We start from the raw sequence: 14210 nt of genomic DNA, 5'->3' as shown, positions 1-14210 counted from the left end.
CTCAAGATGAGATGTCCCATTCGAAAGAAGTAAACCCCCTTGAAGACGACGAGGTAGATAGGGCAGAGGTGGAAGTGCAGTAATGCACGGAGCTGACTGTTACTAATAGGGTGAGGGCTTGACCAAAAATCGCAAGGTTTTGAAAAAGATTCTTGACAAATATTCCACAAGGATGTAACATGTATGTAGTTTTGAAGGTGCAAACCTTTATATTCCTCCTTAGCTCAGTCGGTAGAGCATTCGGCTGTTAACCGAAGTGTCGTTGGTTCGAGTCCAACAGGGGGAGTTTAATCGGAGCATGAAGCCCGATTTGATAAGGCTCCATGGTCAAGCGGTTAAGACACCGCCCTTTCACGGCGGTAACAGGGGTTCAAATCCCCTTGGAGTCATTCGCTTCGGCGAAGAACTAAATAATATGGTGCCATAGCCAAGTGGTAAGGCAAAGGTCTGCAACACCTCTATCCCCAGTTCAAATCTGGGTGGCACCTCTTAAAGCTCTTGATTTATTCAAGAGCTTTATTTGCGCACAAAATTCCGGTGCAAAATAGGTTTGGCTTGATCTGAAGGGGTGCGAGTTGCATTGAAAGTTCTGAACAGTTTCGAGGTGTACTGCCGGAAGAAATTTTGGATTTGACGAAGGAGAAGAATTGAAATGAAAGAGGACAGACAGGACCTGACCACAGGCTCTATCTGGGGGAAAATGCTGTTTTTTAGTATCCCTCTGGTGCTGACCAACTTTTTGCAGGTGTTGTTTAATATGGCGGATATCGCGGTTATTGGTCAGTTTGCGGGCTCTTTATCATTGGGGGCAGTGGGATCCACTACTACGCTTGTAACTCTTTTTACGGGCTTTCTGATCGGTATGGGCGGCGGTACCAATGTTCTGGTGGCAAGATTTTTCGGAGCGAAGGATAAAGAAAGTACGATCAAGACGATACATACGGCTCTTTTGGTAAGTATGGCTGCGGGGATGATCGTACTGATCTTTGGACTGCTCTTTTCAAAAGGAATTCTGGAGCTGTTGAATACCAAGGAAGAACTTCTGGATGGTGCAGTACTGTATATAAGGATCTATTTTCTGGGAATGCCGGCAATGGCTCTTTATAATTTTGGTAATGCGGTGTGCAGTGCTTTTGGAGATACGAAGAAGCCTTTGTATTATCTGGGTGCAGCTGGTATTGTAAATATAGTATTGAATCTGTTTTTTGTAATTGTCTGTAAAATGGATGTGGCAGGTGTTGCAGCTGCAAGTATTATTTCCCAGTATTTATCTGCGTTTCTAATCCTCCGGGCTCTGATAAAAGTGGGCGGGGATTATGCACTTCGTCTTTCCAAACTGAGGTTTGACAAGAGAATGGCAGGATACCTCATCCAGATCGGTCTTCCGGCAGGATTGCAAAACGGTATTTTTCAGGTGGCAAATCTATTTATCCAGGCAGGCGTCAATACCTTTGATGCTACAATGGTGGCAGGTAATTCCGCTGCGGCAAATGCAGATGCTCTTTTGTATGACTCCATGGCTGCTTTTTATACAGCCTGCGGAAGCTTTATGGGGCAGAATTACGGTGCAGGGAAAAGAAAAAGAGTGCGAAACAGTTATCTGGTCAGCCTGGCTTATTCCTTTGGAATTGGAACCATAGGTGGTATTGCACTGGTTATATTCGGCAGACAGTTCCTGGGACTTTTTACCAATGATCCTGCGGTTGTGGATGCCGGAATGAAACGACTTACGATTATGGGATTCAGTTATGGATTTTCTGCATTTATGGACAGTGCCATTGCAGCTTCCCGTGCTCTTGGAAAGAGTGTTATTCCTACGGTTATTGTAATTATAGGATCCTGTATTTTCCGAATGGTATGGGTAAATACGGTGTTTGCCTACTTTAAGACGATTCCGTCTTTATATCTGCTGTATATTTTCTCATGGGGAATTACGGCAGTGGTGGAAATTATATATTGGGTACATGTATACAGGAATACAAAAATCGGATAAAAAATCCCGGGCATATGTGCTTCCTAAAGGAAGCACATATGCCCGGGAATCTTTTTGTCTGGAATTATGTGAAATTATTCAGCTGCTGTAACAGAGGTAATGTGCGGGTTTACGCCCTCATACCAGTACAGGAAGCCTTCCATATCGATCTTATCGCCAATGTTCAGAGCTTCTACGGCTTTGTAAACATCGCTGTCTTTGTCGCAGAGATAAGACTCTACTGTGAAAGTATAGGTTTCGCCGTTAAGGGAAACGTTGAAGTAAAGGTCATCTCCCTCAGAACCGGATCCATCGTAATTGTAAAGGTAAGCTACATCGTTTCCGTCAGCATCCTGTCCGGCAGCTTCTACGGTCATTCCCTTGAAAGATACCAGCTCGTTCTGATGATCGATCAGCTCGTCTTTACCAAGAAGATTTGTTACATCAAGCGGCTCTGCGATGTATTCACCGTCCTCAATCTCGAAAGAGGAAACATCTGCAACCTCAATCTCGCCAGACCATTCTGCCTTATATCCGGTTACTTTGATCTTGGTTCCCGGAACCAGCTTCTCATAGTCTTCTTCGGAGCATGGCATGTTATAAATGAAGTATGCGCCATCTTTATCCTGGGTATAGAAGGTGGCCTTATCTTCCCACCAGGACTGCTTTGCCTGTACATAGGTCTCGATGGTAACCTCGTCATCAACAGCTGCTGCAAGGTACTCGTCATGGGTCATAACACCTTCGGATTTCACATCTGCGTCTTCTGCAGTGCTGTCAGCAGCTTCTGTGTCATCAGCAGTTTCCTCTGCAGCAGTGGTATCCTCAGCCATAACAGCTGCCGGGAATGCAAAGGTAAGAGAGAGAGCCATCAATAATACAAGTCTTTTTTTCATAGTATCTCCTTTCTGGGTACGTAAATTCAGATGTCTGACAAGGTGAGTGTAAAGTCATCTGTCAAAAACGATTGTACACAATCACTTTTATTATAAACAAAATTATGGGGAAATCAAGCTTAAATATTACGCTTTTTTCGTTACTGTTCACTGGTAACGTTCCGCGAGGCGTTTTTTGTGAACAAAGTTCACAGAAAACCCGAGAATTGCGGCGCGAAATCATGCGAATGCATGATTTCTGTGCATCGCGAAGCGCGTTACTGTGAACGGAGTGAACAGTAACCTTTTTTCTTCTTTAATCGTTCAAGTAAAAGATAAAGAAGAATCAGACCCCAGACTACTGCCAGACTTCCAAGAAGAATTCTGGATTCTGCGGGAAGAGGTCCAAGCTCTTTTTTCCCGGAGGACTGCTCAGAAGAAATCTGATCCAGGTGATACAGGGAGGTAACATCGCTGTAAAGTTTATCAATATAGGCATCATCAATCTCCTGTTTTCTTCGGACAGATTTGGTCACGCTTTCAATCAGCTGTCCTGCTGCATCACGTAAAGAAGCGGAGCCGTTAAATACAGGGGTGACAAAAGTGTGCTCCATATTGTCAAGGAGCAGCCTGGACGCTTTTATTTTTACATCGTAGTAAGTGGAATTGTCTTCCCCTTCCCTGGAAAGATAATCCTGATACTGGTCGGATTCCTGGGCTTTGCTGGTAACCGGCACATAACCTTCCGTTTCAGAATAAGCGGTCTGTACGTCATTTGTGAGCAGATACTGTGTAAAGAGCCAGGAGGCCAGCACTTCCTGAGGGTCTTTCTTATTGAAGATACATACAGAAGGTCCCTGTGAAATCATCTGCGGATTATCCGGATCAAACTGTGGAATGGTCATAACCTCTGTTTCAAAATCCACCAGAGCATCAGAACTGATGTCCACAAGAGGGGCATTTGTACCCATCCAGGTGGAGCCTGCTGTGGAATCAATGGCAAAGATACATTGCCCTGCATTCAGGAAGTTAGCCGGATAACTGGAAATTTTAAAAGTGGAAAAAGCACCGGTTTTTACATGCTCCGCGATGGTATCCAGCAGACTTGCCGTGGTGTCGTTAAAAAGCTGGATCTCTCCGCTGTCAGTGGAATATCCTGCATTTTTCTGCTTTAGCATTTCGATCATCATATTGTCTGTGGACTTGTCTATAAATGGAATCAGCACATTCTGATCGTTAACCTTGTAGGTTCCATCTGCATTTTGCGCCATAGCGGCTTCACTTACTTCCCACACAAAATCCCATGTGAGGGTTTCTGGAAGGGTGTATCCAAGCTTTTCCACATAGGTTTTATTTACATAGCAGGCTTCTGTGGAGCGCATGAAAGGCAGTGCATAATAGTGACCGGAAAAAGAACACTCCTGTAAAAAACGGGGAATGATCTCATCTTTTTTCACTGAGGCGAATTCAAGCTTATCACCGCCAAATCCGTAGCTGGAATCTGCCATCAGATCGTCCAGAGGGACAACGGTATCGTTTCCCGTAAGGTAGGTGGCAATATGGTCCGGGTAGGTGATACATACGTTCGGAGTGGTGCCTGTGGCGATGTTGGTGATTACATCGTTGTAGATTTTGCCGTAGTCCGTGTAAAGCCGAAGATCTACGGTGATATTGGGGTACAGGGCTTCAAAATCGGATATTGCCTTTTTATAGATTTCGGTCTGGGTTTTGTTTGTGTCATTTTTGGCCCAGAAAGTGATCTCGTAATCTCTGGAGGTGTCAAATTCCCCGGGAATGGTAAAGGCACTTTGGTCCTTCGCGCCATGACAGCCTGTAAGCAGAGTCACAGAAGAAAGGGCAGCCAGGGAAAAAAGCAGGAAAGGCTTTTTGTAGAACGCTCCAGGATGTTTTTGTCTGAATAGTCTCATCCTTTTGTACCTCCTCTTGAAACTCCTGACATAATCTTGTTTCTGAAAAGCAGGAACAAAATGATCAGGGGCAGGGAAATCACAACTACCGCCGCCATCATAGCAGGGACATTTTCACGACCGAAACCGTTTTCGCGAATCTCCTGGATTCCGTTGGAAACCAGATAGTAGTTCTGGTCATCGGTGATCAGTCTTGGCCAAATGTAGGAATTCCAGCATTCGATCACCTTCAGGATAGCAATGGTGACCATGGTAGGCTTACAGATGGGAATCATCACCTTGCAAAGGTATTTCAGATCTGAGGTTCCGTCCACTTTGGCTGCACGGTAAAGCTCATCCGGTACCTGTTCGAAATTCTCTTTCAGAAGATAAATATAAAATACAGAGGTGACAGATGGCAGGATCAGTCCAAGGAAGGTGTTCCGCATATCCAGGTTGGTGATGGTCACAAAATTGGTAATGATCACAAGTTCGTTTGGAATCATCATCAGGGAAAGGAATAAAGTGAAAGCCAGATTTTTCCCTCTGAATTCAAGCCTTGCGAAAGCAAAGGCGGACAGTGTGATCACAACCATCATAATAGCAGTGGTGGCAACTGTGAAAATCAGTGTGTTCAGCAGATATTTTCCCAGGGGCACTGCTGTAAAGGCATCTGCATAATTCTGCAGGGTGGGCGTCAGTGTAAAGAAGGTGGGAATGTGCTCTGCGTTGTAGGAACTGTAGCTTTTTACAGAGGTAAGAAGCATCCAGTAAAAAGGAAACAGTACGACCAGAGCCCAGATGGTAAGCAGCAGGTAGACAAGGATGTTTCCCAGGGAATGCCGTCTGGCGGCAGTATGCTCCGATTTTGTAAACTGAGTGGTATCTTTTTCCATGTTTTCTCCTTTATGAAGACTAGTACATCGTTTTCGAAATAACTATACCACTCACTTGTCTGTGAATCCGATTGCACAGGCATAAAAGTCTCGGCGTAGCCCGCTACGCCTGCGTTTTTATGCCTGCACACTCGAATCCACATCCTACGCGATTGGTGTAGTTATTTACGAAACGATGTACTAGAGCGTGTTTGAAAAAGGCTTTCTGTAAAATGTACGTCACAATTTGTGAGAGATTTTGCCCGAAAATACCTTTCAGATAAAGAGGGTGAACCTTCACCGTTACGAGTAGTATACATGTTTTTTGCTTACAAGCAGGTTTATGCAGGTGATTGTCAAAACAATAACAAACAGCAGGATCGCTGCTGCTGAGGCATAGGACGGGTAGCCGCCGCCATTTCCGTAAAGCATGTCGTAAACATAGCCTACGATGGTGTTCATGCCGGCTGCGTTTAAGTCTGTGCCAAAAAGGGCAACTGCATCGCTGTAAGCCTTGAATGCACCGATAAAACCAGTGATGATCAGATAGAAAACAGTGGGAGAGATCATCGGCAGGGTGATCCGGATAAAAATACGGAATCTGGAGGTACCGTCTACCCGGGCTGCATTGTAATAATTCGGGTTTACAGAAGCCAGGGCACTGGTAAGGATCAGTACCTTAAATGGCATAACGATCCAGATGGTATAAATACATAATACCAGCATCTTCGCCCAGTATGGTCCGTCAATAAAATCTACAGGTCCCTGTCCAAACAGCTTCAGCACCAGGTTTATCAGTCCGTCGGAATAAGCGGTTTTTTTGAAAAGAATCATGAATACCAGTCCAACGGCCAGTGTGTTGGTTACATATGGCAGAAAGTAAATGGTCTGGAAAAGTTTTTTCAGAGCCTTCACAGAACTTAAGGCAACGGAAATCAGAAGTGCCAGCAAAGTGGAAAGGGGCACTGTGATCACAACCAGGATAAAGGTATTCCGGATCGCCTGGAGAAAATATGGGTCATGAAGGACGTAGGAATAGTTGTACATACCTGTCCCATAGTAAGTCTGGGAAGCGGAATTATAGCCCTCTTCAAAGGAATAGATAAAAACATCGATAAGAGGGTAGACCATGAAAATACCCAGAAAAAGCATAGCCGGCAGAAGGTACAGCCAGCCTTTGAAGTTTCGTTTGTTCATAGGAGCCTCCCTTTAAAGGTTGATCCGTTCACCAGTATCATGCCGGAACAGGAAGATCTTGTTTGGCTTGATAGAAAAACGGACGGTTTTTGCATCAAGCCGGATCTGGGTGTCAGAGCTGATGATGGAGCGGATCACAGGATTTACGGAGGATGCATGGGTGGAGACAACAGAGATGTCACGTCCCATTACTTCCATGCCTCCAAGCTGGCAGCAGAGCGCTCCCTTCTCATCGGGGATAAATCCCTCCGGACGGATTCCCACAGAAACCGGCTGGTCGGAGATCCCAGGTGTGAGAAGAACCGCATTTTCACCGATGTAAAGGCTTCCGCCACGGATCTGCCCCTCAAATACATTGATGGGAGGGGTACCAAGGAATTTGGCAACAAACAGATTTACAGGGCTGTCGTAAACGTTCTGGGGCTTCCCGATCTGTTGTACCACACCATCCTTCATGACTACGATCATGTCGGAAATGCTCATGGCCTCCTCCTGGTCATGGGTGACAAAGATAGTTGTGATCTTTGTAGCCCGCTGGATCTTGCGGATCTCTTCCCGGGTCTGGAGGCGGAGTCTGGCATCCAGGTTGGAGAGCGGTTCGTCGAGAAGCAGTACGCGGGGCATTTTTACAAGTGCACGGGCAATGGCTACGCGCTGCTGCTGACCGCCGGAGAGCTCGGAAGGACGTCGGTCCATAAGCTCTGTGATCTGCACCAGACGGGCTGCATTCTGAGCCCGCTCATCCATCTGGGATCTGGAAAGCTTGTCCTTTCCTTTCAGATTCTGAAGAGGAAAGAGGATGTTCTGCTTCACTGTGAGGTGGGGGTAAAGTGCATAATTCTGAAATACCATACCAACGCCGCGCCGCTCTGGGGGAAATGAAGTCACATCATCATCGCCGAAAAGAATTCTGCCGCTGGTTGGTTTCTCCAGGCCGCAGATCATATTCAGGGTAGTACTTTTCCCGCAGCCGGAGGGACCGAGAAGCCCGATCAGCTGACCGTCAGGAATTTCGAAATTGAAATCGCTTACAGCTGTGACCGGCTCCTGAGCCTTTCTTCCACGGGGCGGAAACTGCTTTGTGAGATGTTCTAATACTATTTTCATAATTTCGCTCCTAAATGTTTAATAAAGGTAACTGTCCAGTACCTTCACAGTTACCCGCTTCGCACTGCAGCGGAAAGCCTTTTTCAAACACGCGCTGGATGTCGCTGGAGGCGACCAGCCGCAGGCGGAGAATCCTGCTTGCAGGATTCTGTTTTATTGGGATTTCTGCGAACTGCGTTCCAAAAAACACTTTGCAGAAAATAGCTGCTTAATAAAGTAATTATAGCGAATTTGCATGAGTTGTACAATGAAATTTGGAAAAAAATTCCTCCTGCCTGTCTGGCAGAAGGAAATAAGACTAAAGTATGTCTGAAAAATCATTCCCACAAATTGTGACGCACATCTTGCAGAAAGCCTTTTTCAGATACGCTTTAAGCTTCTGGATTGTCAGCAGAAGCGTTGTCAGAAGAAGCAGTATCTGTGTTATCCGTTTCAATGCTGTCAGGTGTGGAATCTGTACTGCTCTGAGGCATAAGTGCAAGCTCCAGGGAAGTATCTGAATAGAATGTATTTGCATTATACAGATAAAGTACTTCCTGAATTTCCTCTACCTGCATCAGTTCTTCCAGATCGTCATAGAAATAACGAGGGTCTACCATAACAATCTTGCGGTAGTAAGGCGCCAGGAAAGGTATCAGGCTGTTTGCGTAGGAGTCTTTGATCACAAGTAAGGTACGGTTTTCCTCTGTAGGGGTGGTGATCACAACCTTGCCATGGTTTCCGTTAAAGAACATGGCGTATTTGTCTCTGGTTTCCAGCTTGCTGGTATCGTAAAAGCTGGCTGTTTTTTTCTGTTCGTCTACATAATTTACAACAGAGGAAGGAACCGAGTCATCTCTTGGAAGAAAGACATCCATTTCTTCTTTCTCAGAAGCACGGAAACCGCTTTTTGCGGAAAGGGTTCCCTGGAAGCTCATGGAAACCGGGAGCTTGTCGTAGGAGATGGAAGAAGAATCAATTCCAAGTACCTTTGCAAGCTGCATATAAGCGAAGTAAGCTCCCTGAGTAGTCCAGTGGTGGTCTGTGTGGTAATAAATTCCGTCATCCTTGTGCTGGGAAAGGGTGTCACGCACATCCACGAAAGTGACACCTGCCTTTTCAAGAGCAGCGGCAGTTGCGTCCAGATAAGGATTCTGGTCAGTGGCAGCAGCCAGGGCAGGGAGCTTATCTGAAAGGATATTCACGGCATTTGGCGCGATCAGCGCATACTGGGGAAGATCAGAATGCCTTGCTGCAAAATCTGTCATAGCGTTTACGGTACGGTTCAGACGTTCCTGGGAGGGTGCTGTAAAATCCTCCATCAGGTAGCCGCTTTTGCCAAGAAAAACACCGTTTTCCTCAGTATTTCCAAGGATACGCTGGGCTGTGGCGCGCAGTGTGATCCACCAGTCACGAAGAAAAAACTGGTCATTTACATAGGTTTCATAACCGTCAGCAAATTTGCCGGATGTGAGCTGTGAAACGCTGATAGCCGGACGGGAGGCCAGCACACGGTTTTCCTTCTGGGAAAAGCCCCGGTCCGGAACTAAAAAATTGATTATCAGTACTGCCAGGATGAAGATTCCAAAAAGGCATCCGGTCAGGTGATAAAAATAGCGGTATCCGTTTGGTTTCTTTTTCATGGGTCCTCCAATTAATACGGTATCAGTTCTGGGCTTTTTCAGACACGCTCTAGAACTGCTGATACATAAATGGTGTGTAGGAACTGTAGATCATATACGCAATACAGAGGAAAAACAGGATTGCGTTTATCACTGCGGCAAGGTAAGTATTGCGTCTTGCAAGGCGCTTGAAATACTGGTAAAGCCCCGGACGGCAGCTGATCACGGAAATGATCATCAGGATCAGTCCGGATTTCAGTGCATACAGGGAGGCACGGTCTGTGAAGCAGGAAGCTCCAAATCCAAACATGGCTCCCAGCATTTTTCCTATGGCTGCAGGTGTGGTCTGGCTGAAAAATACCCAGCCGATGATCACGGCAAACATGGTATATAAATTGCGAAGCCAGACAGGTGCCTTCTCAAGAAAACGTCCAAGAAGGAATTTTTCTGCCAGAAGAAGGAGACCGTAGTAAATACCCCAGAACACAAAGTTCCAGCTGGCACCATGCCAGAGACCGGTGAGTGCCCATACCACAAGGATGTTGCGGATGTGTCGGCCTGTGGAAACACGGTTGCCTCCCAGTGGGATATAGATGTAATCACGGAACCAGCTTCCAAGAGAAATATGCCAGCGGCGCCAGAATTCAGAGACGCTGGTGGAGATGTAAGGATAATCAAAGTTCTTGTTGAAATTAAAGCCCAACATTTGTCCAAGACCGATGGCCATATCGGAATATCCGCTGAAATCGAAATACAGCTCCAGTGTATATGCGCCAATGGCAAGCCAGGTTCCCACAAAGGAGGTAGTACCGGAAGCCTGAAGGGTGGTGTACAGAGCAGAAAGATTGTCTGCAAGGAGAACCTTCTTGGAAAGACCCTTGATAAATAGCTCTGCACCTGCACCGAGGCGCGTTGTGTTTATACTGCGGCGGCTGATGGATTCCGAAATGTCAGTATACCGGACAATGGGTCCGGCAGTCATGTGCGGAAACATGGTGCTGTATACGGCATATGGAAAAAATCCTTTACAGGGTTCTGTTTTTCCCATATAGATGTCCAGGATGTAGGACAGATTCTTAAAGGTATAAAAAGAAAGTCCGATGGGCAATGCAAGCTGCGGATAAGTAAGCTTCAGTCCTGTGACACCGCTGATGGCATCAAGAAAAAATCCCCAGTATTTGAAAAATCCCAGGATCAGAAGGTTGATCACTACTGCGAAAATAAGGTTTCGCTTGCGGGATGGATCTTCATCGGTTATTTTCCCAAGCTCTTTGCCCATGTAATAATTGAAAAAGCTGGAAAACAGCATAAGAACCAGATAGGTAGGATCTCCCCATGCATAAAAGAAAAGGCTTCCTGCGAATAGTACCGGATTACGGGCCCTGGCCGGCACGAAATAGTAGATCAGCAGAAATATGGGAAGAAAACAAAATATGAAAATTACACTGTTAAATACCATAACGTCAATTCTCCTATATCATGGATAATAAAGCCTGGCGAAGTTCCTGGGCGTTTTTACCGCAGAAATACCAGACATAGGCACCGCGCTTTTCTACAGAAGCTTCTCCGAGAAGTGCCATCTGATCAGTTCCATAGCCTTCGAAAATGTTCTTCTGACTTTCAAGATGAGCCTGAGCTGCTTCTAAATAGGCGCTTGCTTCAGAAGAAGAATTAGCCTTAACTACCAGAACTTCGTCTACAGACATTGGGGAGGCTGCTTTACGGAAAAAGTAGCTGTCTATGTCATTCTCATCAATCTGATAAAAACGGCGAAGGCCGGAAACCCCTGGCTCACTAAGGTCCGTAACGCCGGAAACCTGTTCAAGGGCAGCAGATATTTTGTCCATGGATACGTCTGCTGCGTAGTCGGACACATAGAGGCATCCCAGATAGGCAACCAGAAAAATTACCATGACGGATTTTATGATAAGGGAACCGGTAAGCTTGAAATCAGAAAGGATGCTGGTTCCCTGATTTTTATTTTTCTTCAGATTGCCGTTCAGTTTGCCGGAAAAATCTGAGAGGATATTTGGTTTGGTATTCAGCTTCATACAAGACCTGCCCTTTCTGCCATATAAGTAAGCCATTTGGGGTAGTAATTGTAAACCATATGCTCACCATCCGGCTCATACATGCTTTCGTCTACAAGGAATGTATCGTCTATAAAAGTGCATCCCATTTCGTCACAAAAGTCCCTGAGTGCCTGATTAAAGCTGTCATAATAAGCAAGAGCAGGACTTTGGTCGATGGCGCTTTGCTGGATGGGAAGAATGCTGTTGATGTAAATGGCAGTATCCGGAAGAGCGTTCTGGATCTGTTTCACTTTCACACGGTAGGCGTCAATAAAAGCAGAGGAATCACCATTGTAAATTTCCAGGTCATTTGCTCCAAAAGACAGGAAAAATATGCTTGGATTCAGACTGATGGCGGTATTGATCTGGTCATCTGCAGCGTCAATACGAAGTCCAAGCTTAGCAACTACAATACTGGTGTCAAGAAAACCATATTCTGCAATTGATTCTGTAATAGAGTCCCCTACAATAACAGTTCCCTGAAATGCCTGTTTAATTTGTACATCTGTGAGAATATCGCCAAGAACACCCTCCTCTGAGTCCGATCCGGTGGGCTTTTCTTTCTCGGAAAGTGCACGGATCGCATCCTCTATACTGGAGATATCGGCTGTTTCAAGCTTCTGAAGACGTTCAACTGTTTCCTGACATTGTTTGTCAGTATTGCCTGAACGAGAGCAAAAAAAAGCTACCCCTGCAGCCAGCACCACGACAGCTGGGATAACGGCAAGAATGGTTTTATTGTTTTTAATATTTTTCAAAATTTAATTCTCCGATAAAAAATTAGATATAATGGAACTGTTCCCTGTTTGAACAGTTACGACATAATTCATTTTCCTTCGACATTCATTATAATACCACGGGGAAAAACTTCAAGTATAAAAATGGATTTTTTATATAGGAAATTACACTCTTTTTCCGGCTTTTTGTGGACGAATTTCACGAAAAGGTTTATACTGTCCAAAAAGAACCGGAGGATAACAGGAGGTTAAATGATGGAAGAGAAGAAAAGCAAAATTTTAAGAGGACAGATTCCAACATCTGTATTTTATATTCTTTTTGGACTGTGTCTGGCATTGATGCCTGTAGAAACGGTGAATGTTCTGTGCAAGGTGGTATTTGGGCTGGTTCTGATCGGGGCCGGTGTTTATCACATTCTGATCTTTATTCTGGAAAAGGATAATTCTACCATATTGGATCTTTTTTCCGGTGTGATCGTGTTGGTGATCGGTATTTTTTTGTTTATGAATCCAACTGTGGTTGTGAAACTGCTGACTCTTATGCTGGGAGCTTTTATTCTGGTGGACAGCATCTGGATGATGCGCGGCAGTATGAAATTGAAGAAGCGCGGGCAGGGTGTTTGGAAGGCATTTCTGGTTGAAAGTCTGATTTTTATAGGGCTTGGAGTGCTGATTCTTGTAAATCCATTTTCTGAAATCAGGATGATCGTGCAGATTTCAGGATGTATTTTTGTGGCGAACGGAGTGTTGGATATTATTTTTTATCTGATTCTGAAACACGGGCTGAAAAAAGAGATTCAGGATGGATCAGCTGGTGATGGAAAGAAAGAGAATAAAGTGACAGATGCTGATATGGCTGTAAAAGATGCTGAAACACCGGATTCAGTTTTTGAACCTGCGAAGAAGGTTGACACTGAGACAGTCGAATCTGGTGCTGAAAATACAGGTGCTCAGGAAGAACTGGCAAATCAGGAAAAACAGGCAAATCAGGAAGAGCAGACAGATCAGACAGATCAGGAAAAGCAGGCGGATCAGAAGCAGGAAGAAGAGGAAATTCTGGAGGAATGGAAGGATTGAAGCGGAACATTGTGATCATGGATTTTTCTGGAATTTACCAGAATGAGCAGTTCTATGAGGGAGAGCAGATTTCCTGGATAGACCTGAGTGATATTTCAGGAACCAACTGTTACTGCGATGGAGATGCCCAGGCGCAGATTCTGGAACGAATGGAAAAATATCCGGTTTCCGGAATTTATTTTATGGATTCCGGAAATTATCATTATATGAGCAGAATCGGGGCTGGGCGGGTGAAAGAGCCCTTTAACCTGCTGGTTTTTGACAATCATACAGACATGCAGCTTCCTGCTTTCGGAGGGCTTTTGTCCTGCGGGGGGTGGATCGCAAGTGCACTGGAAGAGGTGGAAAAGCTTCAGGAGGTCTGGCTGATCGGGCCGGATGAGGAAGCGTACGGGCAGGTGGAAGAACCCTTTAAGGGCAGGGTACATTTTTTGTCTAGGGAGAGGCTGGCTGAGGCAAGGTCGCATATGGCTGAGAAAAAAGGTTCTGAGGAAGAATTGATCAGAAGCTTGGAAATTCCTGCAAATATACCGCTGTATGTCTCTATTGATAAGGATGTGCTCTGCCCGGAGGAAGCTGCCACTACCTGGAGCCAGGGGGATATGACTTTAGAAGAGATGCTGAAAGTACTTCTGGCATTGTGCTCTCATTTTGAAAAAGAGAATGGAAAAATCCTGCAGGTGGATATCTGCGGGGAATGTGATTCGGATAAGAGTATGGAAAGTCCTAAAAATGATCATGCAAACAAGGAACTTTTAAGGTTCTGGAAAAAATGGTTTTGAGTGGAGAG

12 protein-coding genes, 3 tRNA genes and 1 rRNA gene are annotated in these 14210 nt (G+C 45.2%); 7 read left to right on the top strand and 9 right to left on the bottom strand.

The genetic code is table 11. The features are described from left to right. From I2D69_RS13640 to I2D69_RS13620, 5 genes are all read left to right on the top strand, one after another. Positions 1-126, top strand: a 23S ribosomal RNA gene (locus tag I2D69_RS13640); the annotation flags it as partial. Positions 127-213: 87 nt separating this feature from the next. Then, a tRNA-Asn gene (locus I2D69_RS13635) sits at positions 214-286 on the top strand. 31 nt (positions 287-317) lie between these two features. Beyond that, positions 318-389 (top strand) — tRNA-Glu (locus tag I2D69_RS13630). A gap of 28 nt (positions 390-417) precedes the next feature. Continuing rightward, a tRNA-Cys gene (locus I2D69_RS13625) sits at positions 418-488 on the top strand. 164 nt (positions 489-652) lie between these two features. Continuing rightward, complete coding sequence (locus I2D69_RS13620) at positions 653-1993, top strand: MATE family efflux transporter (protein ID WP_195380061.1); 1341 nt, start codon at positions 653-655, stop codon at positions 1991-1993. A gap of 74 nt (positions 1994-2067) precedes the next feature. Here the strand turns inward: I2D69_RS13620 and I2D69_RS13615 are convergent, their stop codons facing one another. The 9 genes from I2D69_RS13615 to I2D69_RS13575 all read right to left on the bottom strand — a co-directional run bounded on the left by I2D69_RS13615 (position 2068) and on the right by I2D69_RS13575 (position 12364). Continuing rightward, complete coding sequence (locus tag I2D69_RS13615) at positions 2068-2868, bottom strand: hypothetical protein (RefSeq protein ID WP_195380060.1); 801 nt, start codon at positions 2866-2868, stop codon at positions 2068-2070. A gap of 257 nt (positions 2869-3125) precedes the next feature. After that, on the bottom strand, positions 3126-4775 hold the full coding sequence (locus tag I2D69_RS13610) for an extracellular solute-binding protein (RefSeq protein ID WP_195380059.1): 1650 nt from the start codon (positions 4773-4775) through the stop codon (positions 3126-3128). After that, positions 4772-5650, bottom strand: coding sequence for a carbohydrate ABC transporter permease (locus tag I2D69_RS13605; RefSeq protein WP_118583645.1), 879 nt, complete (start codon positions 5648-5650; stop codon positions 4772-4774). The genes I2D69_RS13610 and I2D69_RS13605 overlap by 4 nt, the downstream gene beginning before the upstream one ends. 282 nt (positions 5651-5932) lie before the next feature. After that, positions 5933-6826 carry a sugar ABC transporter permease gene (locus I2D69_RS13600; RefSeq protein ID WP_195380058.1) on the bottom strand — a complete coding sequence of 298 codons (894 nt, stop codon included), beginning with the start codon at positions 6824-6826 and terminating at the stop codon, positions 5933-5935. 12 nt (positions 6827-6838) lie between these two features. Then, complete coding sequence (locus I2D69_RS13595; protein WP_195380057.1) at positions 6839-7933, bottom strand: ABC transporter ATP-binding protein; 1095 nt, start codon at positions 7931-7933, stop codon at positions 6839-6841. A 371-nt stretch (positions 7934-8304) separates the two neighbouring features. Then, positions 8305-9555: a DHHW family protein gene (locus tag I2D69_RS13590; protein WP_195380056.1), complete on the bottom strand. Its 1251-nt coding sequence runs from the start codon at positions 9553-9555 to the stop codon at positions 8305-8307. A gap of 49 nt (positions 9556-9604) precedes the next feature. Continuing rightward, positions 9605-10993 carry an MBOAT family protein gene (locus I2D69_RS13585; RefSeq protein WP_195380055.1) on the bottom strand — a complete coding sequence of 463 codons (1389 nt, stop codon included), beginning with the start codon at positions 10991-10993 and terminating at the stop codon, positions 9605-9607. A 13-nt stretch (positions 10994-11006) separates the two neighbouring features. Beyond that, positions 11007-11585: a DUF4358 domain-containing protein gene (locus I2D69_RS13580; RefSeq protein WP_227198947.1), complete on the bottom strand. Its 579-nt coding sequence runs from the start codon at positions 11583-11585 to the stop codon at positions 11007-11009. Then, positions 11582-12364 carry a GDSL-type esterase/lipase family protein gene (locus I2D69_RS13575; protein WP_195380054.1) on the bottom strand — a complete coding sequence of 261 codons (783 nt, stop codon included), beginning with the start codon at positions 12362-12364 and terminating at the stop codon, positions 11582-11584. The genes I2D69_RS13580 and I2D69_RS13575 overlap by 4 nt, the downstream gene beginning before the upstream one ends. A 231-nt stretch (positions 12365-12595) precedes the next feature. Between I2D69_RS13575 and I2D69_RS13570 the strand changes: the two genes are divergently transcribed. Together I2D69_RS13570 and I2D69_RS13565 are read left to right on the top strand one after the other, a co-directional pair. Then, complete coding sequence (locus I2D69_RS13570) at positions 12596-13420, top strand: DUF308 domain-containing protein (RefSeq protein ID WP_195380053.1); 825 nt, start codon at positions 12596-12598, stop codon at positions 13418-13420. Then, positions 13408-14202 carry an arginase family protein gene (locus I2D69_RS13565; protein ID WP_195380052.1) on the top strand — a complete coding sequence of 265 codons (795 nt, stop codon included), beginning with the start codon at positions 13408-13410 and terminating at the stop codon, positions 14200-14202. Before I2D69_RS13570 ends, I2D69_RS13565 begins: the two co-directional genes overlap by 13 nt. Positions 14203-14210: the final 8 nt, after the last annotated feature.

The organism is Ruminococcus sp. D54t1_190329_F1, assembly GCF_015551645.1.
Lineage (GTDB): Bacteria > Bacillota > Clostridia > Lachnospirales > Lachnospiraceae > Blautia_A > Blautia_A faecis.
Note: the sequence above shows the minus strand (reverse complement) of the source record. Positions and strands in the feature narration are given on the sequence as shown.

Coding starts and splice junctions, on each gene's coding strand:
- I2D69_RS13570 (WP_195380053.1), top strand. CDS start 12,596: ATGATGGAAGAGAAGAAAAGCAAAATTTTAAGAGGACAGATTCCAACA.
- I2D69_RS13590 (WP_195380056.1), bottom strand. CDS start 9,555: ATGAAAAAGAAACCAAACGGATACCGCTATTTTTATCACCTGACCGGA.
- I2D69_RS13615 (WP_195380060.1), bottom strand. CDS start 2,868: ATGAAAAAAAGACTTGTATTATTGATGGCTCTCTCTCTTACCTTTGCA.
- I2D69_RS13605 (WP_118583645.1), bottom strand. CDS start 5,650: ATGGAAAAAGATACCACTCAGTTTACAAAATCGGAGCATACTGCCGCC.
- I2D69_RS13620 (WP_195380061.1), top strand. CDS start 653: ATGAAAGAGGACAGACAGGACCTGACCACAGGCTCTATCTGGGGGAAA.
- I2D69_RS13585 (WP_195380055.1), bottom strand. CDS start 10,993: ATGGTATTTAACAGTGTAATTTTCATATTTTGTTTTCTTCCCATATTT.
- I2D69_RS13565 (WP_195380052.1), top strand. CDS start 13,408: ATGGAAGGATTGAAGCGGAACATTGTGATCATGGATTTTTCTGGAATT.
- I2D69_RS13600 (WP_195380058.1), bottom strand. CDS start 6,826: ATGAACAAACGAAACTTCAAAGGCTGGCTGTACCTTCTGCCGGCTATG.
- I2D69_RS13595 (WP_195380057.1), bottom strand. CDS start 7,933: ATGAAAATAGTATTAGAACATCTCACAAAGCAGTTTCCGCCCCGTGGA.
- I2D69_RS13610 (WP_195380059.1), bottom strand. CDS start 4,775: ATGAGACTATTCAGACAAAAACATCCTGGAGCGTTCTACAAAAAGCCT.
- I2D69_RS13580 (WP_227198947.1), bottom strand. CDS start 11,585: ATGAAGCTGAATACCAAACCAAATATCCTCTCAGATTTTTCCGGCAAA.